This is a genomic window from Micromonospora sp. WMMD1082, assembly GCF_029626175.1.
In the GTDB taxonomy this organism is placed as follows: domain Bacteria; phylum Actinomycetota; class Actinomycetes; order Mycobacteriales; family Micromonosporaceae; genus Micromonospora.
In genome coordinates this window covers 6862501-6886984 of sequence record NZ_JARUBM010000002.1, presented here as the reverse complement: position 1 = coordinate 6886984, position 24484 = coordinate 6862501, and the positions used below count along the sequence as shown (strand labels likewise).

The window sequence follows — 24484 nt, the reverse complement described above, 5'->3', positions numbered from 1 at the left end:
AGCGCTGGCCCGTGACGCACCTCCATGATCGTGCTCCATCCGGGAGCGAGCACGATCTTGAATCTACTCTCGGGCGATCGTCTCCGCCCTGCGGTCCGGTGGACCACAGGGGAGGTTGACGATGCGTCGGGCGCCTGGATCGTCGGGCAACGAGATGGAGGGCTGTGCGCTTCTGGAATTGCATCGTTGGTGATCGCTATAGTCCTTGCGGTGTGTCAGGTTGGGGTGACTGACAGCGCAAGGGGGTCTGGCGGTGAGCTGGGATGTCGTGGCGGCGGAGGCGGCGAAGACCGTCACGGCAGGCGTCGGTGGTGTCGTGGTGGCCGGTGCGGGCGAGGTGATGCGGGCCCTGCTGCGTCGGCTCGGCGCGTTGCCGGACGATCCGAAGAAGTTGCGGGACGCGATTCTGGCGGCGGGTGAGCGGGATCCCCAGTTCGCTGCCGAGGTCAGCGTGGCGCTGGCGGCGGTGGCGGGCGCCGTGACCGAGAGCGGCGTACTACCGCCGACGGTGTTCCACGATCGGGATACGGCGCGGGCGGAGCTGGCGGAGCCGGGTGCACATCTGGTGGCGGGGGTGCACGGGGCGGGGAAGACCGCGCTGGTGCTCCAGGTCAGCCAGGAGGCAGCGGAGGGGTTTCCAGGCGGGCGGGCGTATGTCGACCTGGATGTTTTCCGGGTGGGCGAGGCGTTGCAGGTCGGCGAGGTGCAGGCAGCGGTGCTGCGCCAGTTCGGCGTGCCGGTCGCTGAGGTGTCGCCGGCAATGATGGCGGAGCAGTACCTCCGCGCGCTGTGGCGCCGGCGGTGCATCCTCGTACTGGACAATGTGCTTGGTGCGGCGGAGCTGTCGGCGCTGGTGCAGCCGTGGCCGGCGAGCCTGGTGTTGGTGACCGCGCGACAGTTGACCGATGACCTGCGCGCCTGGGGGCCGGCTGCGCCGGGCGCTCGGGGGCCGGCTGCGCCGGTGATCCTGCACGGGTTGGATGAGCAGGGCGCGTGGGCGATGCTGGAGCACCGCTGCCCGGGGATGCTGGCGGCCGAGCCGACGGCCGCGCGGGAACTGCTGGAGTTGTGCGATCGGATCCCGTTCGCCATCGAGCAGGTCGCGGTGCGGTTGTCCCGGCGGCGCGGGGCGCCGGGGGCGGTCGCGGCGGTTCGGGACGAGCTGGCCACCAGCGACGACCCGGGTGAGTTGATCCTGCGGTGCCTGACGCAGACGATGCGGGAACTGCCCGACGCCACCGTCGACGACCTGATCGTCCTGGCCGCGCAGCCGGTGCGGGACTTCAGCCACGAGGCGGCGGCCTCGACGGTCGGGCACGGTGTCGACCGTCTGATCGACGCCGGGTTGGTAGCGGCCGATGCGAGGGGCCGGCTACGGCTGCCGGGGCTGATCCGTGACCACGCGTTGCGGATGCGCTCCGGCCGCCCGGTCGACGCTGATACGCCGTTCGACCGACTGCTCACGTTCTACCGGGACCGCGCCGTCGCGGCGGACCTGAAGGCGGGGGGTCAGCGGCTGCGCCGCTACCAGGTTCCGTCCGGCCTGGTGTGGAACCCGTCGTGGCCGGCGCCGCTGGACTGGTTGGAGACCGAGCTGCCGGCGATCGTCGCGGTCATCCCGCGTGCCGTCCACGCCGGCCGGTTCGTGGAGGTGACGCAGTTGTGCGGAGCCCTGGAGCCGCTGCTCACCAGCCGAGGCCACCACTGGCGCATCGCCGGTGCGAACGAGTGGGGCGTACGGGCCGCACAGGCGCTCGGTAACCAAGTGCTGGAGGCGCGCATTCACGCGGCACAGGCACGCCTGTTCACCCAACTGCATCTGCTCGACCGGGCGGAGAACGCCCTGACCGACGCGGAGCGCCTGCTGGCTGCCTCCGACGACGCGCACCTGCGTTCGTCGGTCACCGAGTTCCGGGGCCGGCTGGCCGAGGCCCGGGGTGACTACGGTGCCGCGGAGCAGGCGTTCCGTCTCTGCCTCGCCATCGATGAGCGGCACCAACTGCACAGGTCCGCCGGTATCCACCATCGGATGCTCGCCAACGTGCTCGTGCACCTCGGCCGGCCGCAGGAGGCCCTGCCGCTGCTGACCGTGGCGTTCACGTTGACCGACGACGTGCGCAATGCCGGTCGTACGCACACCGTGGCCGCCCGTGCCCACCTCGCGCTCGGCGATCTGGCGCGAGCGCACGCCGAGATCGGACTGGCCCGCCAGAGGGTGGCCGAGGCCACGGCGACGCAGTACGAGGTCGAGTTGGCCGACATCGAAGCCGAGCTGGCCTGGCGCAGCGGTGATCCCGAGGCGGCCCGCGCCCGCTGGGGCTGGATTGCCCAGGGCTACTGGAACGCCGGCGATCCACGCTTCGACCGCTACCTGGGCAAACTCAACGTGCTACCGCCGCCACCCGGATAACGCGCCGGCCGAGATGAACTCTGTCCTCGGCCGGGATCCGGTCGAGTGTGGTGAGACGGACGTACGCCAGCGACGCGAGCACGATCGGATCAAGCGGCTCGTCGGCGCGCAGGAGAGTCACCTGTCCGCCGGCCCAGATGGCGCATGACATCTCGTCCACGACAGTGGCCAGGACGCGCGCCTGCGGCCACCGCGCCACCTCATCGGCGGCCCGTGTCGGCCAGCCCTTCGTCGACCACGCCGCACGCTCGTCGACGACCACGACACTGGCCGCGCAGAGCTGCGCCAGGCTGGCGGTACGCAGGTCGGCGACCAGATGTCGATGCTCCAGCCCGCCGCGTGGTTCACCGTGACCAAGGTCGGCATACCGCTCGATCCGCACCCCATCGCGCTGAACAGCCGCGCCGACCACCGTTGCCGGTATCGCCGGCATCGACACGGCAGGCGGGACGACCGGGCCGAACGTTGCCCCGGTCGTTGGTTGCTCCAGCCGCAGCAGCCCGTACACGACTCGCCGCAGCCGACGCGCGCAGTCCTCACCGTGCGGATCCGGCTCCGCCAGCAGGTCCATGACCTGGCCGTGTACGCCCGACCGATGCTGATCGAGCACCGTATCGATCTGGTCCCGTGGTTGTTGATCGACATCCCAGACCGGCGCGGTTTTGGCGAGCAGCGCCGCCGCGGACCCCGGAACCGTCACCGCGCTGCCCCGACCCACCAGCACCACCGGCGTGTCCAACGCCGCCGCGTACAACGCCAGAGAACCATGGTCAGAAACCACTATCGACGCCGCCAACAACGCGGCCTGCCACCCCTCGTACGGCGTGACCACCTGCACGCCGTACGCCGTGGCCTGCCCCAACCAGGACCTCACCTGCCACGTGCCGTGCGCTGCCCACACACCGGGATGCAGCACCACGACCACCTGGTACTCATCCACCGGCAACCCGCCCACCAGACGCTCCGGCAGGTCCGGCACCCGACCCAACGCCGATTCCGGTCCGAATGTCGACGCGACCACGACCAGCCGCTTGTCCCGCGCGCCAAACGCCGCCCGTAGCTGCCCGGCCCGAAACCGTGAGCCGCGCATCCGCGCGAGCGCCGGATCACCCACCACCACCCCACGCGACGCCGCTGGTGGACACGCCTGCGCCAGACGATCCAGGTGCGCAGCATGCGGCAGGCCGATCGCGGCCGGCACCACCCGACCACCCACTACCAGCCGCTCCGGGTTCAGGCCCGACACCACCGCCGTGCCCGGGTAGAACTTCTGATGCCCCGCACCGTGCGGCACCAGCAGCACCGGCGCATCGAGATCCGCCAGCCGATCGTTCTCACTCGCCGCAAGCGCCAGATCAAACCTCGAACCCACCGCATCACGCCATGGCAGGACCGGCGCACCCAACTCCGCCAACGCCTCGTCCACCCCGGCCGCCAGCACCGACCGGGACCGAACATCACAGGTGAAGTACGTCTGAATACGCCGATCGCCGGCCGTCAGCGACAACACATCCCGCAAGCGACCCAACGTCGTCACGGTCCGAACGACCACCAACAACCGACGACGCACAACAACCGTCAGCCGGGCTCCGGGCTCCGGGCTCCGGGCTCCGGGCTCCGGGCTCCGGGCTCCGGGCTCCGGGCTCCGGGCTCCGGGCTCCGGGCTCCGGGCTCCGGGCTCCGGGCTCCGGGCTCCGGGCTCCGGGCTCCGGGCTCCGGGCTCCGGGCTCCGGGCTCCGGGCTCCGGGCTCCGGGCTCCGGGCTCCGGGCTCCGGGCTCCGGGCTCCGGGCTCCGGGCTCCGGGCTCCGGGCTCCGGGCTCCGGGCTCCGGGCTCCGGGCTCCGGGCTCCGGGCTCCGGGCTCCGGGCTCCGGGCTCCGGGCTCCGGGCTCCGGGCTCCGGGCTCCGGGCTCCGGGCTCTTTAACGAGGTCACCCGGAACAAGTTACGGCCGTGGTGACAGTGACGGAAGCCGGACGAGACGTAGCTGACCTGTTCAACACGGCGGTGTCCTGCTGCCCGACGCCCTTCGCTGGCTCTGGCAACCACCCGCAGACTCCGCCACGCCCACCCGCTGATCCACATGGACGCCGGTCACGGCTTGCCGCAACTCGGGGCCATCACGCCGACGGGAAGGCCCGACTTGCCGCATGTCGCGGCCCCAGCCCAGCCCGTCCGGCTCGGCCCAGCCCGTCCGGCTCGGTCTAGCCCGTCCGGTCTAGCCCGGTCGGGTCAGCGGGGGGAGCGGGTTGGCGGGCGGGCTCCGGGCCGGGTTACCTGGACGCGTGGACCATGCCTGGCTGCGCGCTCCCGCCGCACACGTCGCCGAGACCGCCCGGACGCTGCTCGGCTGGGAGGTGGCGGCCAACGGGGTCCGGATCCGGCTGACCGAGGTCGAGGCGTACGCCGGCACCGGCGAGGATCCCGCCTCGCACGCCCATCGCGGCCCGACGCCCCGGACGAAGGTCATGTTCGGGCCTGCGGGGCATGCGTACACGTACTTCGTCTTCGGTGTGCACTGGTGTCTGAATCTCGTCTGCGGCCGCGCGGGCGAGGCGGCGGCGGTCCTGCTGCGCGCGGGTGAGGTGGTGGACGGGTGGGATCTCGCCCGCCAGCGGCGCGGCGAGGTGCCCGACCGGGACCTGGCGCGCGGGCCGGCCCGGCTGGTGGTGGCCCTGGGTGTCACCGCGGCGGCGAACGGCACCAGCGTGATCGACGGCAGCGGGCCGTTGCTGGTGACGCCGCCGACCCGGCCGGTCGTGCCGTCGGCCGTCTCCGCCGGCCCGCGGGTCGGCGTGGCCGCCGCGCACGACGTGCCCTGGCGCTTCTGGCTCACCGGCGATCCGACCGTCAGCCCGTACCGCCGGCACGTGCCGCGACGGCGCCCGGCACCCGCCGCACCCGGCCGGGTGGGCGGCGCGGGAGAGGGATAGCGGGGGCGTGGCGGGGGAGCCCGGCGCGCGGAATAGTTGACTCGTCAAATATGTTGTCCGCAGCAGCACCGGGCGCCTCCGCCCCGGCTGGACGACGACATGAGGAGCGGTCATGCAGTTCGGAGTCTTCACCGTCGGCGACGTGACGGTCGACCCGACCAACGGTCGTGAGCCGACCGAGGCCGAGCGGATCAAGGCGATGGTGACCATCGCGCTCAAGGCCGAGGAGATGGGCCTCGACGTCTTCGCCACCGGCGAGCACCACAACCCGCCGTTCGTGCCCTCCTCGCCCACCACCATGATGGGCTACATCGCGGCCCGCACCGAGCGGCTGCTGCTCTCCACCGCGACCACGCTGATCACCACCAACGACCCGGTGAAGATCGCCGAGGACTACGCGATGCTGCAACACCTGGCCGACGGCCGGGTCGACCTGATGATGGGCCGCGGCAACACCGGCCCGGTCTACCCCTGGTTCGGCCAGGACATCCGCAACGGGATCCCGCTCGCCATCGAGAACTACGACCTGCTGCGCCGGCTCTGGCGCGAGGACGTGGTCGACTGGCAGGGCAAGTTCCGCACCCCGTTGCAGTCGTTCACCTCGACGCCCCGGCCGCTCGACGGCGTACCGCCGTTCGTCTGGCACGGCTCGATCCGCAGCCCGGAGATCGCCGAGCAGGCCGCGTACTACGGCGACGGGTTCTTCGCCAACCACATCTTCTGGCCGGCCGAGCACACCAAGCGGATGGTCGGGCTCTACCGGCAGCGCTTCGCGCACTACGGCCACGGCTCCGCCGACCAGGCCATCGTCGGCCTCGGCGGCCAGGTGTTCATGCGCAAGAACTCCCAGGACGCGGTACGCGAGTTCCGCCCGTACTTCGACAACGCGCCGGTCTACGGGCACGGCCCGTCGCTGGAGGAGTTCACCGCGCAGACCCCGCTGACCGTGGGCAGCCCGCAGCAGGTCATCGACCGTACGCTCGGCTTCCGCGACTACGTCGGTGACTACCAGCGGCAACTGTTCCTGATGGACCACGCGGGGCTTCCGTTGAAGACCGTCCTGGAGCAGCTCGACATTCTCGGCGAGGAGGTCGTGCCGGTGCTGCGCAAGGAGTTCGACTCGCTGCGGCCGACGCACGTGCCGCTCGCGCCGACCCACGCCACCCTGCTGGCCTCGGCGGGCGGCAGTAAGGACAGCACCGTGCACGCCGTCGACGACGTCACCGGCCGGGCTCCGGAGGGCGCCCGATGACCTCCCGTACCCTCGCCGTGGTCTCGGCCGGTCTCAGCCAGCCCTCGTCGACCCGGCTGCTCGCCGACCAGCTCGCCGCGGCCACCCGCGACGCGCTGGTCGGGCGCGGCGAGCAGGTCGAGCTGCGCCCGGTCGAACTGCGCGAACACGCCCACGACATCGTCAACCACCTGCTCACCGGTTTCCCCTCGGAGCCGCTGCGGCAGGTGCTGGACCAGGTCACCGGCGCCGACGGGCTGATCGCGGTCACCCCGGTCTTCAACGCCTCGTACAACGGGTTGTTCAAGTCGTTCTTCGACCTCATCGACGCCGACGCGCTGGGCGGCCGGCCGGTGCTGATCGGGGCGACCGGGGGCACCGCCCGGCACTCCCTGGCCCTGGAGCACGCCGTCCGTCCGATGTTCACCTACCTGCGCGCGGTGACGGTGCCGACGGCGGTCTTCGCCGCGCCGGAGGACTGGTCCGCCGGCACCGCGGACGGTGCGCTGCGCGCGCGGATCGGCCGCGCCGGCCGGGAGCTGGCCGAGCAGGTCCACCGCCGCGCGCCGTCGACCGGTCCGGCGGACCCGTTCGCGCTCACCACCAGCTTCGAGCAGCTGCTGCACGGCCGGGACGGCTGACCCAAGCCGAACTGCGACCAGCGCCGCCCGGACTGCGACCAGCGTCGCCGACAAACCGGCGCCGCCCGACTGCGGGCGGCGCCGGTCGTCGGAGCTACTGCTCGGGCTGGTGCGGGTGGGCGATGAGCACCGGGCAGCGGGCGTGGTGCACCAGAGCCTGGCTGACCGAGCCGAGCAGCAGGCCGGCGAAGCCGCCCCGGCCGCGTGATCCGGCCACCACGAGCGCGGCCTCCCCGGTCGCCTCGATCAGCGCCTGGTCGGGCTTTGGCGCGGTGATCACCCGTTCCTCGACGGTCAGGCCGGGATGGCTGCCCCGTGCCGCCGCGCCCGCCGTGGCCAGCAGTGCCGCCGCCTCGCCGCCCGCGCCGGCGTCCCGCTCGTCGGCGACGTGCACCAGCACCAGCGGGCCGCCGCGCCGGGCGGCCTCCTCGGCGCCGTAGCCGACGGCGAGTTCCGCCGACTCGGAGCCGTCCACGCCGACCAGCACCGCGCCCTCGGTCGGGATCGGGCGGTCCGGCGGGCGGATCACCAGCACCGGGCAGTGGCCGTGCGCGGCGACCTGGGTGCCGACCGAACCGAGCAGCAGCCCGGCGAAGCCGCCCAGCCCTCGGCTGCCCACCACGACCAGCTCCGCCCGCCGGGACTCCTCGACCAGGGTCGCGCCCGGCCCACCGGCGACCTGACGCACCTCGACCGCCAGCCCGGGCCACCGGTCGACCAGCTCGGCGGCGGCCTGTTCGAGCATCTTCCGGCCGTCCTCCGTCGGCGCCGGCAGGCCCACGTCGTACGGGTTGATCGGTACGCCGTAACCGAGAGGGTGCAGGTAGCCGTGCACCAGGTGCAGCGGTCGGGAACGCCACACCGCCGCCTGTGCCGCGTGCTCCGCGGCGACCAGGCTCGGCGGTGATCCGTCCACCCCCACCACGACAGGTCGGTTCATCAGCACAACAGCCTTCCAGGAGTCGGTCAGGTCCTCTTGACCGTACGCAGCTTCCGGACGATCGCCAGCGGGGAGTGGGCGTGGTGCAGCACCGCGTGGCTGACCGAGCCGAGCAGCAGCGCACCCAGCGCGCCGCGCCCCCGCGCGCCGACCACCACCAGTTGAGCGGTACGGGACTCCTCCACCAGCGCCCGCGCCGGGGAACCCCGGACCAGCCGCCGCCGCACCGTGACCTCCGGATAGCGCTCGGACCAGCCGGCCACCGCCTCGGCGAGCGTGCGCTCCTCCTCGTCGCGGAAGGCGTCCAGGTCGTAGACCAGGGGCAGGATGTCGCCGGGACCGGCCGGGGTCGGATAGAGCCAGGCGTGCACCGCCACCAGGTCGGCGCCCCGCCAGGCCGCCTCCTCGAAGGCGAACCGGACGGCCTCCTGGGACGACTCCGAGCCGTCGACGCCGACCACCACCGGCCCGTCCGCCCGCGCTTCGCCGCGAACCACCAGTACCGGGCAGTCGGCGTGGGCGCTGACCTGCACGGCCACCGAGCCGAGCAGCAGGCCGGCGAAGCCGCCCAGGCCACGGTTGCCGAGCACGATCAGCGCGGCGTCGCGGGCCTCGTCGAGCAGTACGGCGCTGCCCGCCCCGTCGACCACCGCACCTGTGACCGCCACCTCCGGGGCCACCTTGCCGGCCTCGGCGACGGCCTCGGCGACGCACCGCTCGGCCTGGTTGCGTAGCCCGCCCTCGGCGGGCGCGCCCGGCGCGGGCCCCAGCGGCACCCGCATCAGCGGCCAGATGAACGCGTGCACGACCCGCAGCGGGCGGTGCCGGTACGCCGCCTCGCGGGCGGCGGCACGCACCGCGTGCAGGGCAATCTCGGAACCGTCCACACCCACCACGATGGGGGCGCCGGTGTTGCTGGTCATCACATTCCTCCTCAGTTCCGCTACCAGCCTGGCCCACCCGGCGGCGCCACGGTCGTCGGATCGCGGTTCCCGGCCATCGCTGGTCACCTTCATGTACCGCCACCGCCCCTCGCGCGCCACGCCGCCACGCCGGTCACCGACCCGCCGCCGGTGACCGACCCGCCGCCGCTCGCCGGCCCGTCCTCGCTCGCCGGCCCGCCGCCGGTACCGCTCGCCGACCCGGCGCCGGTCGTCGGCGTTGCGCGGGTCAGCCGCAGGACCAGGCCGGGCAGGACGCTCACCGCGGCGCAGGCGAGCAGTTCCCCGACGCCGAGCGCCTCGGTGCCGAGCAGGTCCCGCAGCGGTGCCAGCAGCACCCCGGCGACCTGCAGCAGCGCCGAGGCGGCCACCGCGAGCGGCAGCGCCAGGTTGCCCCGGTGCCGACCGGGCGGCCGTGGCGCGCGGACCGCCAGGGCCACCCCGAGCTGGGCCAGGCCGAGCACGACGAAGATCACCGACTGCCAGGGCCGGTCCGCGCGGGCGGCGAGCACGCCCGCGCCGAGCGTCACCGCCGCGATCAGCGCGCCGCCGATCAGGATCTGCCGGCCCAGTCCCGCCCCGAGCACCGACTCCTGCGGCGAGCGGGGCGCCCGACGCAGCATGCCCGGCTCGGCCGGCTCGGCGCCCAGGGCGACCCCGGGCACGCCGTGGGTGATCAGGTTGATCCAGAGAATCTGCGCCGGCAACAGCGGTACCGCCATCCCGAACAGCGGCCCGAGCAGCATCACCGCGATCTCGGCCACCCCGCCGGAGAGGGCGTAGCGCAGGAACCGGCGGATGTTGTCGTAGATCCGGCGGCCCTCGCCGATCGCGGTGGCCACGGTGGACAGGTCGTCGTCGACCAGCACCAGGTCGGCCGCCTGCCGGGCCACCTCGGTGCCGCCGCCCATCGCCACCCCGATGTCGGCCCGGCGCAGCGCCGGGGCGTCGTTGACGCCGTCGCCGGTCATCGCCACCACGTGCCCCCGGGACTGCAACCCGGCGATGATGTCGAGCTTCTGCTCCGGCTGGGTTCGCGCGTACACCCGCGCCGCCTCGGGCGCGTCGGCGGGATCGCCGTCGTCGCCGCGTACCACCGGGTCGCCGTCGGTCCACAGGCCCAGCTGACCGGCGATGGCCGCCGCGGTCGCCGGATGGTCCCCGGTGACCAGCACGAGCCGGACGCCGGCGTCGGCGAAGCCGTCGGCGATGTCCGGCGCACCGGCGCGCAGCGGGTCACCCACGGCGACCAGGCCCACCGGGCGCAACCCCTCGGGGCGGGCGGGGTCGGCCGGCGGGGCGTCGACCAGGGCCGCCGCCAGTGCCAGCACCCGCAGCCCGTCGCCGGCCAGCCGGTGCGCGGCGGCGCTCAGGGCGGCCAGTTCGTCGGCGTCGGCGTCGAGCAGCGGCGCGGTGAGTACGCTCTCCGGCGCGCCCTTGCACACCACCAGATAGCGGCGGTCGCAGGAGCGGTGCACCGTGGTCATCCGGCGCAGCTGCTGGTCGAAGGGGTGCTCCGCCACCCGGGGCCAGGCGTGGCGGGTGGCCTGCGGATCCAGGCCGCACCGGGCGCCGAAGGCCACCAGCGCCGCCTCCAGCGGATCACCGACCGCGCCCCAGTGGGGCCGCTGCTCGGTCGGCGGTGCCAGGGCCGCGTCGTTGCACAGCAGCCCGGCCCGGGCCAACCGGCGCAACTCGTCCGGTACGGCGACCGGCCGGCCCTCGCGGTGCACCGTGCCGTGCGGTGCGTAACCGGTGCCGGTGACACCGAACCGGGTGCCGTCGCCGGTGACCGCCTGTTGCACGGCCATCCGCCCCTCGGTGAGGGTGCCGGTCTTGTCCGAGGCGATCACGGTGACCGAGCCGAGCGTCTCCACCGCGTGCAGCCGGCGCGGGATGGCCCGCGCCGCGGCCATCCGGCGCGCGCCCAGCGCCAGGGCCAGCGTCACCACCGCGGGCAGCGACTCCGGCACCGCGGCCACCACCAGGCTCACCGCGGTGACCGCCATCTCCACCAGCGGCCGGCCGCCGAGCACGCCCAGGACGAAGACCAGCCCGGACAGGAGCACGGCGGCGAGACCGAGAATCCGGCCGAGCGAGGCGAGGCGGCGCTGCAACGGGGTGGCCGCCGGTCGGGTGGTGGCGGCCAGGGTGGCGATCCGGCCCAGCGCGCTCGCCGCTCCGGTGCGGACCACCGTGCCGGCGGCCCGACCGGTGGCCACCACCGTGCCGGCGCTGGCCTCCTCGCCCGCCGCGCGGACCACCGGCACCGACTCGCCGGTCAGCGCCGACTCGTCCAGGTGCAGCCGGCTCGCGTCGTGCAGCAGCAGGTCGGCCGGGACCACGTCACCGGCCTCGACCCGCACCAGATCACCACGGACCAGCTCGGCGGCGGGCAGCACCACGTCCCGGCCGTCGCGGACCACCCGCGCGGTCGGCGCGGCGAGCCGGTCGAGCGCGGCGATGGCCCGGTCGGCGCGTACCTCCTGCACCACCCCGATCGCCGTGTTGACCACGACGACGAGCAGGATCACCGCCGTGTCGGGGTAGTCGCGCAACGCCGTGGTGACCACGGCCGCGGCCAGCAGCAGGGCGACCAGCGGGTCGGTGAGCTGGTGCAGGATCCGGGTGGCCAGGTGCCGGCGGGGTGGCGCGGCGGCGGCGTTCGGTCCATCGGCGAGCAACCGGGCCTGCGCCTCGGCGCGACTGAGGCCGGCGGTGGTCACCGTCGAGGTGATGGTGTCAGTGGGCATCGGTGCGCCCCCGCTCGTGCCGTCGCGCTGACCTCGCCACCGCCTGCTCCAGCCCTGGCCGACGGAACGGTCCCCGCTGGCCGCCCCACGCCACCAGCGTGGCGCGGGCCTGCCGGGCAGCGGCAGGGTCGACGGCCCGCACCGTCCGGGACCAACGGCCCTGCCGCCGGGATGATCACGCAGGCTCGGCCCGGCTCACCCGGCCAGGCCCGCCGTCCATGGCATCGCCGACCCGCTGCGGCAGTGGCCCTGGTGGCGGGGCCGCGATGCCGCGCCGGAGCCGGCCGAGCCGCCGCACCCCCAGCACCGCGAGTATCGCCGGCAGGACGAGGCCGAACGCGGCACCCAGGTACCGGCCGGCCTCGACGCCGATCCGTTCCCCGTCCACCGGCCGGGCGTCGGTCAACCCGGCCAGCAGCAGGACGAGACCGGCGGCGAGCACCACGAGGGCACCGGCGGCGGCCACCGCACCGGCCACCCGCCGGGGCAGCAGGGCGGCCAGCGTCACCGCCACGAGCAGGGCGATCCGCAGCGCCAGGGCCAGGCCGGTCCCGGCCAGCTGCTGATCGGGACCGGGCCAGTGCCCGGCGGTGAGCGCGTCGGACACCGGCAGCCGGGGGAGCAGGGTCACCAACGCCACCCCGGTCACGACCACCACCGTCGTGGGCACCACCACCGTCCGCCGGGCGCCGGCCTCGGTGGCGTACCGGCGTACGGCGGCCGCCAGCGAAGCGATCGTGGCCAGTGCCAGGGGCACCGGTGCCCAGGGCTGGACCAGCACCTCGATCAGGATCCCGGGCACGTCCAGCGGGCCGCAGTCGAGCAGCTGCTCGACGCAGTTGAGGCGCTGGGCGATCAGCCAGCCGCAGAACTCCCAGACGATCAGCAGCGCACCGACGCCGACCGCCGTGGCGGCCGGCAGCAGCGCGACCCGCTCCCACCGGCCCGGTGGCCGGGACGGGTCCACCAGCGCCGTCAGCCACCAGCAGAGCAGCACCGCCGCAGCGGCGTAGGCGAGCAGGCCGGAGAGCAGCGGGGTGGTCGGCGGGATGACCTCGTAAAGCAGCCCCGGGTACGGGGCGAGCTGCTCCCCGGCGATCAGCCCGACGCCGAACAGCGACCCGGCCAGCCACGGTCGTGCCGGGTGCCCCGCCAGCGACCGGCCCCGGGCGTCCCGCCAGCTGCCCACCGCCAGGAAGACCGCCACCGGGCTCACCGCCACCGCGAGGATCAGCACCGCCACCCACGGCTGCGTCGCCGCCTCGGGTGGTTCCAGCACCTCGGCGGCGAGCAGCACGTGCACCAGCAGTTGGGCGTTGCTGAGCGTCACCGCGGCGAACAGTCCGGCGGCGAGCACCTGCCCGGCGGGCAGGGCCAGCACCAGGCTGCTGTCGTCGAGGTTGGCCAGTCGGCGGGCGGTGGCCGGATGCCGGGCGAGCAGCCGTTCCCGCAGCCCGGAGGTGTGCTGCCGGGCGCGGTGCAGCGCGGAGCGCAGGCCGCTCGGGTCGTCGCCGGCGGCCCGCAGGTCGGCCTCGTGTTCCCGGGCCCGCAGGAAGGCCCGGACGACCAGTTCGGCCACCACCACGATCACCACCGTGCGGAGCACCACGCCGGCCACGACGCCGACCGCCGGTGGTTGCTCGGCCCAGCGCAGCTGCGCCAGCAGCAACAGCGCGGTGAGCAGCGCCGCCGCGCGGGTGCTGATCCGCACCGAGCTGGCCAGTTGCAGCCGCAGCAGGTCGTTGTTCTGCACGTGGGCCAGCTCGTGCCGGAGCACCGCCGCGAAGACCTCCCGGCCGGCGGCACCCTTCGCCGGCAGGGTCAGCAGCTCCGGCCCCAGCGCCACGTACGGCTTCGCCCCGGTGCCGCCGGTGAACGCCCGCCGGCCCAGGCGCGGGCCCAGCACCACCGGCACCTCGCGGGGCAGACGCACCGAGGCCAGCACCTCGTCGATCACCTCGGCGGCGGCGGGGAACACCGCCCGGTCCAGCGGCCTGGTGCGGCGCCGGTGCCACCGGGACAGCCAGAGAAACAGCACGGCACCCGGCACGATCACCAGGTTGAAGGTGAACTGGAAGGTGTTGACCATGTTGGTGCACGGGTGCTGGAACACGCGGCCGAGGTCGCAGCCCGGGCGCACCAGCAGGCTCGCCGAGAACAACGTCGCGAGCAGCACCGCCGTGCTGAACATCAGCGCGACCAGGGGCAGCAGCAGGAAGCCGGTGTCGGCGGGCCGGCCGGCGCGCCACGGCGCGGTCACTGCCCCGGCTCTGGTTCGTCGGTGAGCAGCGCGCCGACCACCGCGTCGGCGATCGCGGCGGCCAGTGCCGGTTCGACCCCCAGCGCGGTGGCCCGACGGGCGGCCACGGCGCGGATCGCCCTCAGCTGCTGGCGGGAGTACGCCGCCGGAGCCTCGGGGGCAGCCGGCCGGCGACGCAGCGCGCCGAGCAGCCGCCGGGTGGCCCGGCCGCCGAGCTGTTCCAACTCTCCCTCGGCGCCCCGCGCCAGGGCGGCGACGACCGTCGCGCACACCAGGGTGATCGCGGGCGTGGCGGTGACGATCGCGTCCATCACGCCGAACTGCAACCGGTCACCGTCGGCAGAGGCGTCCGTACCGGTGAGGTAGGGGCCGGCCAACAGCTCGAAGGCGGGCAGTTCCTCGGGGGCCAGCTGGGCCACGACCGCCCGGGCCAGGGCGGTCGTGTGCGCAGTCTCGGCGGCGCTCGGCGACATGCCTCATTGGTAGCGGGCGGCCGCATCCCGGACCAGACCGGGCACTGTCCGCTATCCGTCCCGGGGCCGGCGGCCGCGCCCAGCGCGTCGGCCGCCGGCCGGGGCCGTCAGCGCTGCACCAGCAGTCGGCGGGCGCCCAGGAGGCGGGCCCACCGGGGCCGCGCCGCGCGGGGTGCCGGTGCGCGTACCCCACGGAAGCTGACCCACCCGCCGGGGCCCATCGTCAGCGCGCCCACCGCGGGCGGCCGGCGCCGGGCGAGCACCGCGACCCCGGCGCTGAGCAGACCGACGGCCAGCACCCCGGCCGTGGCGACGAGCAGCCGGTCCGGATCGGGCAGCGGCCGGTACCGCACGCCCGAGCCGGTGGCCACGAACACCCCGACCGGGCGCCCGTCGCGGGTCACCGGCACCAGTGCGGCCGGCGGTGTGCCGGGCAGCTCCAGCACCGGTCCGACCGGTGCCGCCGGTGCCGGCCGGGGCGTCGCCTCGGTGACCGGGCGGGGCGGTACGAACGGCACCGGCCCGGTGGCGTTGAAGATCGCGGTCATCTCGGGTACCTCCTATCGGGCGTCGGAGACGGCGCAGGCGCCGGCCACGGCGACCCGGCCGGCGGCCAGCCGGGCGATCGGCACCCGGTACGGCGAGCAGGAGACGTAGTCGAGCCCGGCCTCGGCGAAGAACTCCACCGACTCCGGATCGCCGCCGTGTTCGCCGCAGACGCCCACGGTCAGCTCCGGTCGCGCGGCCCGGCCCTCGGCCACGGCCAGCCGGACCAGCCGACCCACCCCGTCGGCGTCGACGGTCTCGAACGGGGACGCCGCCACGATGCCCCGCTCCAGGTAGTCGCCGAGGAACGAGCCCTCCCCGTCGTCGCGGGAGAACGCCCAGGTGGTCTGGGTCAGGTCGTTGGTGCCGAGGGAGAAGAACTCCGCCTCGCGCGCGATCGGGCCGGCGGTCAGCGCCGCACGCGGCGTCTCGATCATCGTGCCGACCGGGATCGGCGGCGCACCGGGCACCGCGGCCAGTACGGCGGCCACCTCGGCCCGCACGGCGGCCACCTCCCGTACGTCGACGACCAGCGGCACCATGATCTCCGGGTGGGGGTCGCCGCCCGCGGCCACCCGGCGCGCCGCCGCCTCCGCCACGGCCCGGACCTGCATCGCGAGTAGGCCCGGGACCACCAGGCCCAACCGGACCCCGCGCAGGCCGAGCATCGGGTTGCTCTCCTGCATCCGGCGTACGGCGGCCAGCAGCACCGCGTCGCGGCCCGGGTCCTGCCCGAGCGCCTCCGCCCGGGCCACCCGCGCGGCCAGCTCGGGCAGCGGGGGCAGGAACTCGTGCAGCGGCGGGTCGAGCAGCCGGATGGTGACCGGGAGGCCGTCCATCGCGGCGAGGATCGCGACGAAGTCCTCCCGCTGCAACGGCAGCAGGTCCGCCAGCGCGGCGGCCACCTCGTCCGGCCCGTCGGCCAGGATCAGCCGCTCCACCAGGGCGCGGCGCGCACCGAGAAACATGTGTTCGGTGCGGCACAACCCGACACCGGCGGCGCCGAGCGCCCGGGCCCGCGCCGCGTCGGCGGGGGTGTCGGCGTTGGCGCGTACGCCGAGTCGCCGGGCCGCGTCGGCGTGGCGCAGCAGCCGGTCGACGGCGGCGACCAGCCGGTCGGACTCCGGGGCCAGCTCACCGGCGAGGTAGCGGCTCACCGGGGAGGGCCGCACCGGCACCTCGCCGAGGTAGACCCGGCCCGTGGTGCCGTCGATGGAGATCACGTCGCCGGCCCGGACCGTCCGGTCGCCGGCCCGGAACTCGCCGCGCTCCGGGTCGATCTCCAGTTCCTCCGCCCCGCACACGCAGGTCCGTCCCATGCCCCGGGCGACCACCGCGGCGTGCGAGGTCTTGCCGCCCCGGGCGGTGAGGATGCCGGCGGCGGCGATCATGCCCGGCAGGTCGTCCGGATTGGTCTCCCGGCGCACCAGGATCACCGGTCCGTCGGCCGCCGTCGCGGCGGCACTGTCGAAGACCACCCGGCCGACGGCGGCTCCGGGTGAGGCGCCGACGCCGGTGGCCAGCGGCTCCGGGGTGGCGTCCGGGTCGAAGGCGGGGAACATCAGGTGGGCCAGATGCGCCCCGCTGACCCGGGTCAGCGCCTCGTCCCAGCTGATCAGGCCCTCGTCGGCCAGCTGCGCGGCGATCACGAACGCCGCTGCCGGCGTACGCTTGCCGACCCGGGTCTGCAGCATCCACAACCGGCCCCGCTCGATGGTGAACTCCACGTCGCACAGGTCCCGGTAGTGCCGCTCCAGCGTCGCCATGATCCCGGTCAGCCGGCGGTAGCTGGCCGGGTCGATCCGGGCCAACTCGTCCAGCCCCACCGTGTTACGGACGCCGGCCACCACGTCCTCACCCTGGGCGTCGGACAGGTAGTCGCCGTAGACGCCGGGCGCGCCGGTGGCCGGGTCGCGGGTGAACGCCACGCCGGTGCCCGAGTCCGGTCCCCGGTTGCCGAAGACCATCGCCATCACGTTGACCGCGGTGCCCAGATCGTCGGGGATGTGCTCGCGGTGCCGGTAGAGCACCGCCCGGGACGCGTTCCACGACTCGAAGACCGCTTTGATCGCCAGATACAGCTGCTCGTGCGGGGCCTGCGGGAAGTCGTGGCCGACCCGGTCGGCGAACACCTTCTTGTACGTCTCGACCAGCCCGCGCAGCTGCTCCGCCGTCGGACCGTCCGCCCCGGCGGTGGCCCGCAGCGCGTCCAGTTCCCGGTCGAACTCCTCGGCCGGTACGCCGTGCACCGTCCGGCCGAACATCTGGATCAACCGCCGGTACGAGTCCCAGGCGAAGCGCTCGTCGCCGCTGATCCGGGCCAGACCCACCACCGTCGTGTCGTTGAGGCCGATGTCCAGGATCGTCTCCATCATCCCCGGCATCGAGTACCGCCCGCCGGAGCGGACGGCCAGCAGCAGCGGCTCGGCCGGGTCGCCCAGCCGTCGGTCCAGCCGTACCTCGATCTCCCGCAGATGGGCGTTGACCTCGTCGAAGAGCCCCGGCGGCACCGCCGCGTCGGCGAGGTACGCCCGGCACGCCTGCGTGCTCACGGTGAACCCGGGCGGCACCGGCAACCCGAGCCGGGTCATCTCGGCCAGGTTGGCGCCCTTGCCCCCGAGCAGGTCGGCCATGTCCCGGCCGCCGTCGATGAAGTCGTACACGTACCTGGTCATGGCCGGGCCTCCACCTCGTCGTCGATGCCTCTGACCTGTTGGTACCAGCGCCACCGGCGCTCGGGGCAGGGCCGAAAGCCGACCCGGCAGGGGGCCACAGGTCCCTTCGGGCACGTATGGTCGGCCGGTGACCGACGATCTGCGGCTGCGCCCGGTCGGCGAGGACGACCTGTTGGAGTTCTTCGCCCACCAACTCGACCCGGAGGCCAACCGGATCGCCGCCTTCGGTGCCCCGGACCCGACCGACCGTCGGGCCTTCGCCGCGCACTGGGTGCGCATCCTGACCGACCCGCAGATCGTGGCCCGCACGGTGACCGTCGACGGCACGGTGGTCGGCCACGTGCTGGCCTTCCCCGTCGGCGACCGCACCGAGGTCAGCTACTGGATCGACCGGGCGCGCTGGGGTCGCGGGTACGCCACCCGCGCCCTGGCCGCGCTGCTGCGCGAGGTCCCGCGCCGACCGCTGTACGCGCGGGCGGCGACCGACAACGTCGCCTCGCTGGCCGTGCTGCGCCGGTGCGGGTTCGTCGTGCGGGGCACCGACCGGGGGTACGCCCCGGGCCGAGGCCACGTCGTCGACGAGTACGTCCTGGAGCTGCCGGGCTGAACGAGGCCCTGACACCCGCGCTGACCAGCGCGGCGACTACCCTCGCGGGGTGAACTGGCTGGAACTCGTCGGCTGGGCCGGCTCGGCGCTGCTGGTGTGGTCGCTGCTGCAGACGCGCATCCTGCGGCTGCGCGCCCTCAACCTCGTCGGCTGCCTCATCCTGATCGGCTACAACCTCGCCATACAGGTCTGGCCGATGGTGGGGCTGAACGTCGTGCTGGCCGTGATCAACGTGTGGTACCTGCGGCGGCTGCTCACCACCCGCCACGACGAGCAGACCTACCAGGTGGTCGAGGTGGGTGCCGACGACGCGTTCCTGGCCCACACGCTGCGGGTGCACGGCGCCGACATCGCCCGGTTCAACCCCCGCTTCGACCCGGGGCGCCCGGCCGGCCGCTCGGCCTTCCTCGTCGTACGCGCCGACGAGGTCGTCGGTGTGGTGCTGGTGCGGGACACCGGGGACGGGGTGGCCCAGGTCGACCTCGACTACGTCACCCCGCCGTTTCGTGACTTCACCCCCGGCGAGTTCGTCTACCGGCGCAGCAGCCTGTTCACCGACCGGGGGTTCCGCCGGGTGGTGAGCCCGCCCGGCATGATCGCCCCCTACTACCACCGCCTCGGGTTCCGCCGCGAGGGGGACTCGTTCGTGCTGGACCTGCCCGCCCCCTCGGTCCCGCGCGGGTAACCGCCCGGAACCGTCCCGTCGTGGTCGCGGCGGCGGCCATGGCCGGGGCGGGGGCTGGGCGATGATTTGCGGCCGGGGGGAGTGGGCATAGGCACCGCTACGCCGGCGGGGCCTCCGCCGGCGGCGCCACCGGGGCGCTGTCCAGCGAGGGAGAGCCTGGCGTGCAGAGCTACTGGAGCCAGCTGGCCCTGGTCGCAGTCCTGATCGTGGTGAACGCGATCCTGGCGGGCAGCGAACTGGCGCTGGTGTCGCTGCGGGACAGCCAGGTCCAGCGGCTGGAACGGACCGGCCGGGCGGGCCGGGTGCTGGCCCGGCTGGCCCGGGATCCCAACCGCTTCCTGGCCACCATCCAGATCGGCATCACCCTGGCCGGCTTCCTCGCCTCGGCGGCCGCCGCGGTGTCCCTGGCCCGGCCGCTGGTCCCGCTCCTCGACGACCTGCTCGGCCGGGCCGCCGAGCCGGTGGCCGTCGTGCTGGTCACGCTGGCGCTGACCTTCGTCACCCTGGTCTTCGGCGAGCTGGCCCCGAAGCGGGTCGCCATGCAGGTTCCGGAACGGTGGGCGCTGCTCGTCGCCCGACCGCTGGACCTGCTCGCCATCCTCACCCGGCCGGCGGTCTGGGTGCTCAGCGCCACCAGCGACCTGGTGGTACGGCTGTTCGGCCTGGACCCGAAGCTCGAACGGGACGAGATCAGCCCGGACGAGCTGCGGGACATCGTCGCCGGCAACCACGGCTTCACCAAGGAGCAGCAGACCATCATCGCCGGCGCCGTGGAGATCGCCGAGCGGCGGCTGCGGGCGGTGCTGGTGCCCCGGCTGCAGGTCTTCCACCTGGACAGCGGCACCACCGCCGAGGCCGCCCGACTCGTGCTGGCCGCCTCCGGGCACTCCCGCGCGCCGGTGGTACGCCACGGCGGGCTGGACGAGACGGTCGGCGTCATCCACCTGCGGGACCTGGTCGGCGTGCCGGGCGACCGGCAGGTCGACGAGTACGCCCGGGCGCCGATGCTGCTGCCGGACTCGGTGCCGGTGGTCGACGCGCTACGCCGGTTCAAGGCCGAACGCCAGCACATGGCCCTGGTCGTGGACGAACGCGGCGCCGTCGACGGCATCGTCACGCTGGAGGACATCCTGGAGGAGATCGTCGGGGAGATCTACGACGAGACCGACCGGGACGTCGGCGAGGTGCGTACCGAGGCCGACGGCGCGCTGCTGCTGCCGGGCACCTTCCCCGTCCACGACCTGCCCGACATCGGCGTCGACCTGCCCGGCCGCCCGGACGGCGACTACACCACCGTCGCCGGCCTGGTCCTGGCCGGCCTCGGCCGGATCCCCACGGCCGGCGAGCACCTCACCGTCGACGGCTGGCGGCTGGAGGTGACCCTCGCCGACGACCGGGCAGTCTCCGCCGTCCGGCTGCGCCGGGCCGCCGAGGCGCCACCGTCGCACCCGGCCCCGCCGACGCACGAGGCGCGGCGGGACGACCCGCAGGCAGCGCCGGTCGACGCCCGGTCGGTGCTGGAACGCCGCCGCTGACTCAGCACTCGGGCGCCCGGCCCCACCCGGCTCCGGCCGGCAGCGGTGGGTCCAGCCGTACCCGGTGCAGCGGCACCTGCACGGTGCTGCGGCCGAGCAGCCGGGCCGTCGCCCGGATGGCCCACGGCCCCGACGGGTGCCGCTCCGGGCCGATCAGCCGTCCGCTCAACCGGCCGTACCAGTGCCGGGTGACGACCAGGTCGGTCAGCCGCAGCGGGCCGTCGGGGGAGCCGCGCACCACCAGGTCCACCACCCGACCCAACCGCCGGCCCCGCTCGTCGTACGCGGTCCGACCCAGCAGTTCACCCGCTCGCACGGTCGGCCCCCGGGATCCGGCCGATCAGGTTGCGGCGCAGCCACGCCTCCACCGGCGGGTCGGCCAGTTCCTCGGCCCGCACCCGCAGCCGCACCGCGCTGTCGACCCGCGCGACCAGCGCGTACGGGATGCGCAGGGGGGTCAACGGCCGGTCCGTGACGAACCGCTCGGCGGTCAGCACCAGCATCCGGCCGAGCCGACCGCCGACCCGCAGCCCGAGCGCGCCCGGCCCGCTGAGCAGCGTCCGCAGGTACGGCACCCCGTCCGCGTCGAGCCCGAACTCCACGTCGTCGACCTTGCCGACCAGCCGGCCGTCGACGTCGACGAGTTGGCGGTCGAGCAACTGCCGGCTGATCTGGATCCTCACTGTCCCATTCTCGTACCGATGGCCAGGGGTACGGCGGCGATCGACGCCGCCAGGATGACCAGCAGCAGCACCGCTCCCAGCAGGTTGAGCGCCCGGCCGTTGACCCGGTCGCCCAGGTAGGTGCGGTCGTTGGCGACCACCAGGATCGGCAGGTAGGTCAGCGGCAGCGCCACCGCGCTGATGATCAGCATGTACTCGGTGAGCGTCACCGGGTCGACCGTGGTGAGCAGCAGGAGCACCCCGAGCAGCACGCTGACCAGCAGCACCGTGTGGAATCGTGCCGCCTCCCGGGGGCTGACCCGCTTGCCCCACTGCCAGCCGAAGTACTGCGCGGCGGCGTACGCGGCGGAGAGGCCGGTCTCCAGCGCGGCGCCGAAGGTGACCGCGAAGAACGCCAGCGCCGCCACGGCCAGGCCGACCGCGCCGAAGGCCAGCACGACCGGGTGCGCCACCTGGTCGAGGCTGTCCACCGACACGCCGGCGGGACGCAGCACCACGGCCGCGGTGGCGATCAGCGACAGGGCGAGGAACCCGCCGATCGGAAAGCCGACCAGCACGCTGAACCGGGCATCGGCCAGGTCGGCCGGGCTCCAGCGCTCCTCGACCCCGCCGGAGGAGAAGAAGAAGACCTCGTACGGGCTGACGGTGGAGGCGAACAGCGCCACCGCGAAGAACCAGTACGCGCCCCACCCCTGGCCGGAGTCGCCGGGGGCCACCGCGCTGCGGCCGAGTGCCGCCCAGTCGGTCGGCAGCCAGAACAGCGCCACCGCGAAGATCACCAACGCCAGCCCGGCCAGCCCGAAGATCCGCTCCATCAGCGGGAACCGCATCCGCCACAGCACCAGCCAGACCGCGGCGCCGGCCACCGGCACCCAGAGCAGGTACGGCACGCCGGTGGCCAGCCGCAACGCCAGCGCCACCCCACCCAGCTCGGCGGCCAGGGTGATCACCGTGACCAGGTACGACGCCACCAGGTTGACCAGCGCCATCCGCGCGCCGAGCCGCTCCCGGATCAGGTCGAACACCGCCCGGCCGGTCACCGCCGCGATCCGTCCGGCCATCTCGGCGTACGCGCAGATCGCCACCACCCCGAGCAGCAGCACCCAGGTGTGCGCCATGCCGAACCGGGCGCCGGCCTGCCCGGCGGCGACGAGGTCGCCGATGTCGACGAAGCCGCCGATCGCGGACAGGATGCCGAGCGTGGCGGCGAGGAGCTTCTTCACGTCGGCGGCGCGGGCTCGGTCATCGACGCGACGATATCGCCGCTAAAGCCGCAATCTAGTGCAAACGAGCCTTACCGGCAGGGTGGACCGTGGGGGGCGTCCCTCGTCAGACGGCGTCCGGGTAGAGGTTCTGCAGACGGACCTGGCCGCGGGCGACCAGTCGGGCGTCCGCGTCGCTGATCTCCACCTGCCACAGCTGCTGGCTGCGTCCCCGGTGCACCGGTGTGCCGAGCGCGCTGAGCTCGCCCGTACGGACCGCGCGCAGGAAGTCGGTCTGGTTGGACACCCCGACCACCTGGCCACGGTCCCCCAGCCAGAGCGCCCCGCCCACGCTGGCGGCGGTCTCCACCACCGCGCAGTAGACCCCGCCGTGCTGGATGCCGTACGGCTGGTGCAGTTCGGGTCGGACCTGCCAGCGGATCGCCACCCGGTCGCCGCTGACCTCGTCGAACTCCAGCCCGAGCAGGGCGACGAAACCGCCCGACGTCGTCGGCATCTCCACGGCTACCTCCTCGATCTTGGCGCCGCCAGCCTAGCCCGGACCGGCGTGACGAACCCGGTAGGGCCGGAGCGGGGTGATGGGGGAGAATCGGTGACCGTGACCGAGAGCAACCTCCCGCCGACCGGGCGGGACTCCCTGATCGACGACCTGCGGTGGCGCGGCCTGATCCAGGACTCCACCGACCCCGACGAGCTGCGCGCGCTGCTCGACGGCACCGGGGCCGCCTTCTATGTGGGCTTCGATCCGACCGCGCCGAGCCTGCACGTCGGCCATCTGATGCAGGTCACCACCGCCCGCCGCCTGCAACTCGCCGGGCACCGCCCGCTGCTGCTCGTCGGCGGCGCGACCGGGCAGATCGGCGACCCGAAGGAGAGCGCGGAGCGGACCCTGAACCCGCCGGAGGTCGTCGCGGGCTGGGTCCAGCGGATTCGCGACCAGCTCGCACCCTTCGTGGCGTACACCGGGGAGAACGCGGCCCAGCTGGTCAACAACCTGGAGTGGACCGGCGAGCTCTCGGTGATCGAGTTTCTCCGCGACGTGGGCAAGCACTTCCCGGTCAACCGGATGCTGGCCCGGGAAGTGGTCCGGGCCCGGCTGGAGAGCGGGATCAGCTTCACCGAGTTCAGCTACCAGCTACTACAGGCCAACGACTTCTTCGAGCTGCACCGACGGTACGGCTGCCAGCTCCAGTTCGGCGGCTCCGACCAGTGGGGCAACATCACCGCCGGCGTCGACTACGTCCGGCGTCGGGGTCTCGGGCCGGTGCAGGCCTTCACCACGCCGCTGGTGACCAAGTCGGACGGCGCCAAGTTCGGCAAGACCGAGGGCGGCGCGATCTGGCTCGACCCCGAGATGACCAGCCCGTACGCCTTCTACCAGTTCTGGATCAACGTCGACGACCGGGATGTCGGCCGTTACCTGCGCTACTTCAGCTTCCGCCCCCGGGAGGAGTTGGAGGTGCTGGAGAAAGAGACCGCGGAGCGGCCGGCCTCCCGAGCCGCCCAGCGCGCCCTCGCCGAGGAGCTGACCACCCTGGTGCACGGCGAGCGGGAGATGGCGCAGGTGGTTGCCGCCAGCCAGGCGCTGTTCGGTCGGGGCTCGCTCGATGACCTCTCCCCGGTGACGCTGCGCGCCGCGCTCACCGAGGCCGGTCTGGCTCGCCTCACCGGGCTGACCGAGGTGGCCGCCCTGCTCAAGGAGTCCGGCCTGGTGCCGAGCATGAAGGAGGCCCGGCGGGTGATCGCCGAGGGCGGTGCCTACGTCAACAACAACCGGGTGACCGCGGCGGACGCGGTGGTGACCTCGGAGGATCTGCTGCACGGGCGGTACCTCGTGCTGCGGCGGGGGAAGCGCTCCTTTGCCGGCGTGGAGCTGGACGGCTGACCGGCCGCCCGCACGGTGTGACGCGGGACGCGCCCGGCCGATTTGCGATCAGTCGGCCGGGCGCG

At 74.1% G+C, this 24484-nt stretch carries 20 protein-coding genes; 8 read left to right on the top strand and 12 right to left on the bottom strand.

Annotated elements, in window-relative coordinates; translation table 11 throughout:
* Positions 1–253: 253 nt before the first annotated feature.
* On the top strand, positions 254–2410 hold the full coding sequence (locus O7615_RS31655) for an NB-ARC domain-containing protein (RefSeq protein WP_278181458.1): 2157 nt from the start codon (positions 254–256) through the stop codon (positions 2408–2410).
* Here the strand turns inward: O7615_RS31655 and O7615_RS31650 are convergent.
* The gene (locus O7615_RS31650) at positions 2382–3929 is read right to left on the bottom strand and encodes a hypothetical protein (RefSeq protein ID WP_278181457.1); all 1548 of its coding nucleotides are present in this window, start codon (positions 3927–3929) and stop codon (positions 2382–2384) included. The two genes, O7615_RS31655 and O7615_RS31650, sit on opposite strands and share 29 nt — an antisense overlap.
* Before the next feature lie 764 nt (positions 3930–4693).
* On the opposite strand from O7615_RS31650, the gene O7615_RS31645 reads away from it, so the two are divergent.
* The 3 genes from O7615_RS31645 to O7615_RS31635 all read left to right on the top strand — a co-directional run bounded on the left by O7615_RS31645 (position 4694) and on the right by O7615_RS31635 (position 7213).
* Entirely contained in the window at positions 4694–5341 is a 648-nt protein-coding gene (locus O7615_RS31645) for a DNA-3-methyladenine glycosylase (protein WP_278181456.1), read from the top strand.
* A 112-nt stretch (positions 5342–5453) separates the two neighbouring features.
* Entirely contained in the window at positions 5454–6593 is a 1140-nt protein-coding gene (locus tag O7615_RS31640) for an LLM class flavin-dependent oxidoreductase (RefSeq protein ID WP_278181455.1), read from the top strand.
* Positions 6590–7213 (top strand): FMN reductase, encoded by a 624-nt coding sequence (locus tag O7615_RS31635; protein WP_278181454.1) that lies wholly within the window; start codon positions 6590–6592, stop codon positions 7211–7213. The genes O7615_RS31640 and O7615_RS31635 overlap by 4 nt, the downstream gene beginning before the upstream one ends.
* Positions 7214–7307: 94 nt before the next feature.
* Here O7615_RS31635 and O7615_RS31630 read toward each other — a convergent pair whose 3' ends face one another.
* The 7 genes from O7615_RS31630 to ppdK all read right to left on the bottom strand — a co-directional run bounded on the left by O7615_RS31630 (position 7308) and on the right by ppdK (position 17801).
* Positions 7308–8159 carry a universal stress protein gene (locus O7615_RS31630; protein ID WP_278181453.1) on the bottom strand — a complete coding sequence of 284 codons (852 nt, stop codon included), beginning with the start codon at positions 8157–8159 and terminating at the stop codon, positions 7308–7310.
* A 20-nt stretch (positions 8160–8179) separates the two neighbouring features.
* Positions 8180–9076, bottom strand: a complete 897-nt coding sequence (locus O7615_RS31625; protein ID WP_278181452.1) for a universal stress protein — start codon at positions 9074–9076, stop codon at positions 8180–8182.
* An 89-nt stretch (positions 9077–9165) separates the two neighbouring features.
* Positions 9166–11847 carry a cation-transporting P-type ATPase gene (locus tag O7615_RS31620; RefSeq protein WP_278181451.1) on the bottom strand — a complete coding sequence of 894 codons (2682 nt, stop codon included), beginning with the start codon at positions 11845–11847 and terminating at the stop codon, positions 9166–9168.
* A 175-nt stretch (positions 11848–12022) separates the two neighbouring features.
* Positions 12023–14107, bottom strand: coding sequence for a M48 family metalloprotease (locus tag O7615_RS31615; RefSeq protein ID WP_278181450.1), 2085 nt, complete (start codon positions 14105–14107; stop codon positions 12023–12025).
* A complete protein-coding gene (locus O7615_RS31610; RefSeq protein ID WP_278181448.1) occupies positions 14104–14580 on the bottom strand; it encodes a hypothetical protein in 477 nt (158 codons plus the stop codon). The genes O7615_RS31615 and O7615_RS31610 overlap by 4 nt, the downstream gene beginning before the upstream one ends.
* Before the next feature lie 107 nt (positions 14581–14687).
* The gene (locus O7615_RS31605) at positions 14688–15128 is read right to left on the bottom strand and encodes a hypothetical protein (RefSeq protein WP_278181447.1); all 441 of its coding nucleotides are present in this window, start codon (positions 15126–15128) and stop codon (positions 14688–14690) included.
* Positions 15129–15140: 12 nt separating this feature from the next.
* Positions 15141–17801, bottom strand: coding sequence for a pyruvate, phosphate dikinase (gene ppdK, locus O7615_RS31600; protein WP_278181446.1), 2661 nt, complete (start codon positions 17799–17801; stop codon positions 15141–15143).
* Between the two features lie 127 nt (positions 17802–17928).
* Between ppdK and O7615_RS31595 the strand changes: the two genes are divergently transcribed.
* The 3 genes from O7615_RS31595 to O7615_RS31585 all read left to right on the top strand — a co-directional run bounded on the left by O7615_RS31595 (position 17929) and on the right by O7615_RS31585 (position 20628).
* Positions 17929–18408 carry a GNAT family protein gene (locus O7615_RS31595; protein WP_278181445.1) on the top strand — a complete coding sequence of 160 codons (480 nt, stop codon included), beginning with the start codon at positions 17929–17931 and terminating at the stop codon, positions 18406–18408.
* Positions 18409–18457: 49 nt separating this feature from the next.
* On the top strand, positions 18458–19093 hold the full coding sequence (locus O7615_RS31590) for a hypothetical protein (RefSeq protein ID WP_278181444.1): 636 nt from the start codon (positions 18458–18460) through the stop codon (positions 19091–19093).
* Between the two features lie 161 nt (positions 19094–19254).
* Entirely contained in the window at positions 19255–20628 is a 1374-nt protein-coding gene (locus tag O7615_RS31585; RefSeq protein ID WP_278181443.1) for a hemolysin family protein, read from the top strand.
* Position 20629: 1 nt separating this feature from the next.
* On the opposite strand, the gene O7615_RS31580 is transcribed toward O7615_RS31585, so the two are convergent.
* From O7615_RS31580 to O7615_RS31565, 4 genes are all read right to left on the bottom strand, one after another.
* Entirely contained in the window at positions 20630–20944 is a 315-nt protein-coding gene (locus O7615_RS31580; RefSeq protein ID WP_278181442.1) for a PRC-barrel domain-containing protein, read from the bottom strand.
* The gene (locus O7615_RS31575) at positions 20931–21311 is read right to left on the bottom strand and encodes a hypothetical protein (RefSeq protein ID WP_278181441.1); all 381 of its coding nucleotides are present in this window, start codon (positions 21309–21311) and stop codon (positions 20931–20933) included. The genes O7615_RS31580 and O7615_RS31575 overlap by 14 nt, the downstream gene beginning before the upstream one ends.
* The gene (locus O7615_RS31570) at positions 21308–22534 is read right to left on the bottom strand and encodes a divalent metal cation transporter (protein WP_278181440.1); all 1227 of its coding nucleotides are present in this window, start codon (positions 22532–22534) and stop codon (positions 21308–21310) included. The genes O7615_RS31575 and O7615_RS31570 overlap by 4 nt, the downstream gene beginning before the upstream one ends.
* Before the next feature lie 106 nt (positions 22535–22640).
* Complete coding sequence (locus tag O7615_RS31565; protein WP_278182304.1) at positions 22641–23030, bottom strand: PaaI family thioesterase; 390 nt, start codon at positions 23028–23030, stop codon at positions 22641–22643.
* A gap of 102 nt (positions 23031–23132) precedes the next feature.
* Between O7615_RS31565 and tyrS the strand changes: the two genes are divergently transcribed.
* Positions 23133–24419 carry a tyrosine--tRNA ligase gene (gene tyrS, locus O7615_RS31560; RefSeq protein WP_278182303.1) on the top strand — a complete coding sequence of 429 codons (1287 nt, stop codon included), beginning with the start codon at positions 23133–23135 and terminating at the stop codon, positions 24417–24419.
* Positions 24420–24484 lie beyond the last annotated feature (65 nt).

Coding starts and splice junctions, on each gene's coding strand:
- O7615_RS31640 (WP_278181455.1), top strand. CDS start 5,454: ATGCAGTTCGGAGTCTTCACCGTCGGCGACGTGACGGTCGACCCGACC.
- O7615_RS31635 (WP_278181454.1), top strand. CDS start 6,590: ATGACCTCCCGTACCCTCGCCGTGGTCTCGGCCGGTCTCAGCCAGCCC.
- O7615_RS31625 (WP_278181452.1), bottom strand. CDS start 9,076: ATGACCAGCAACACCGGCGCCCCCATCGTGGTGGGTGTGGACGGTTCC.
- O7615_RS31620 (WP_278181451.1), bottom strand. CDS start 11,847: ATGCCCACTGACACCATCACCTCGACGGTGACCACCGCCGGCCTCAGT.
- O7615_RS31610 (WP_278181448.1), bottom strand. CDS start 14,580: ATGTCGCCGAGCGCCGCCGAGACTGCGCACACGACCGCCCTGGCCCGG.
- O7615_RS31605 (WP_278181447.1), bottom strand. CDS start 15,128: ATGACCGCGATCTTCAACGCCACCGGGCCGGTGCCGTTCGTACCGCCC.
- ppdK (WP_278181446.1), bottom strand. CDS start 17,801: ATGACCAGGTACGTGTACGACTTCATCGACGGCGGCCGGGACATGGCC.
- O7615_RS31565 (WP_278182304.1), bottom strand. CDS start 23,030: ATGCCGACGACGTCGGGCGGTTTCGTCGCCCTGCTCGGGCTGGAGTTC.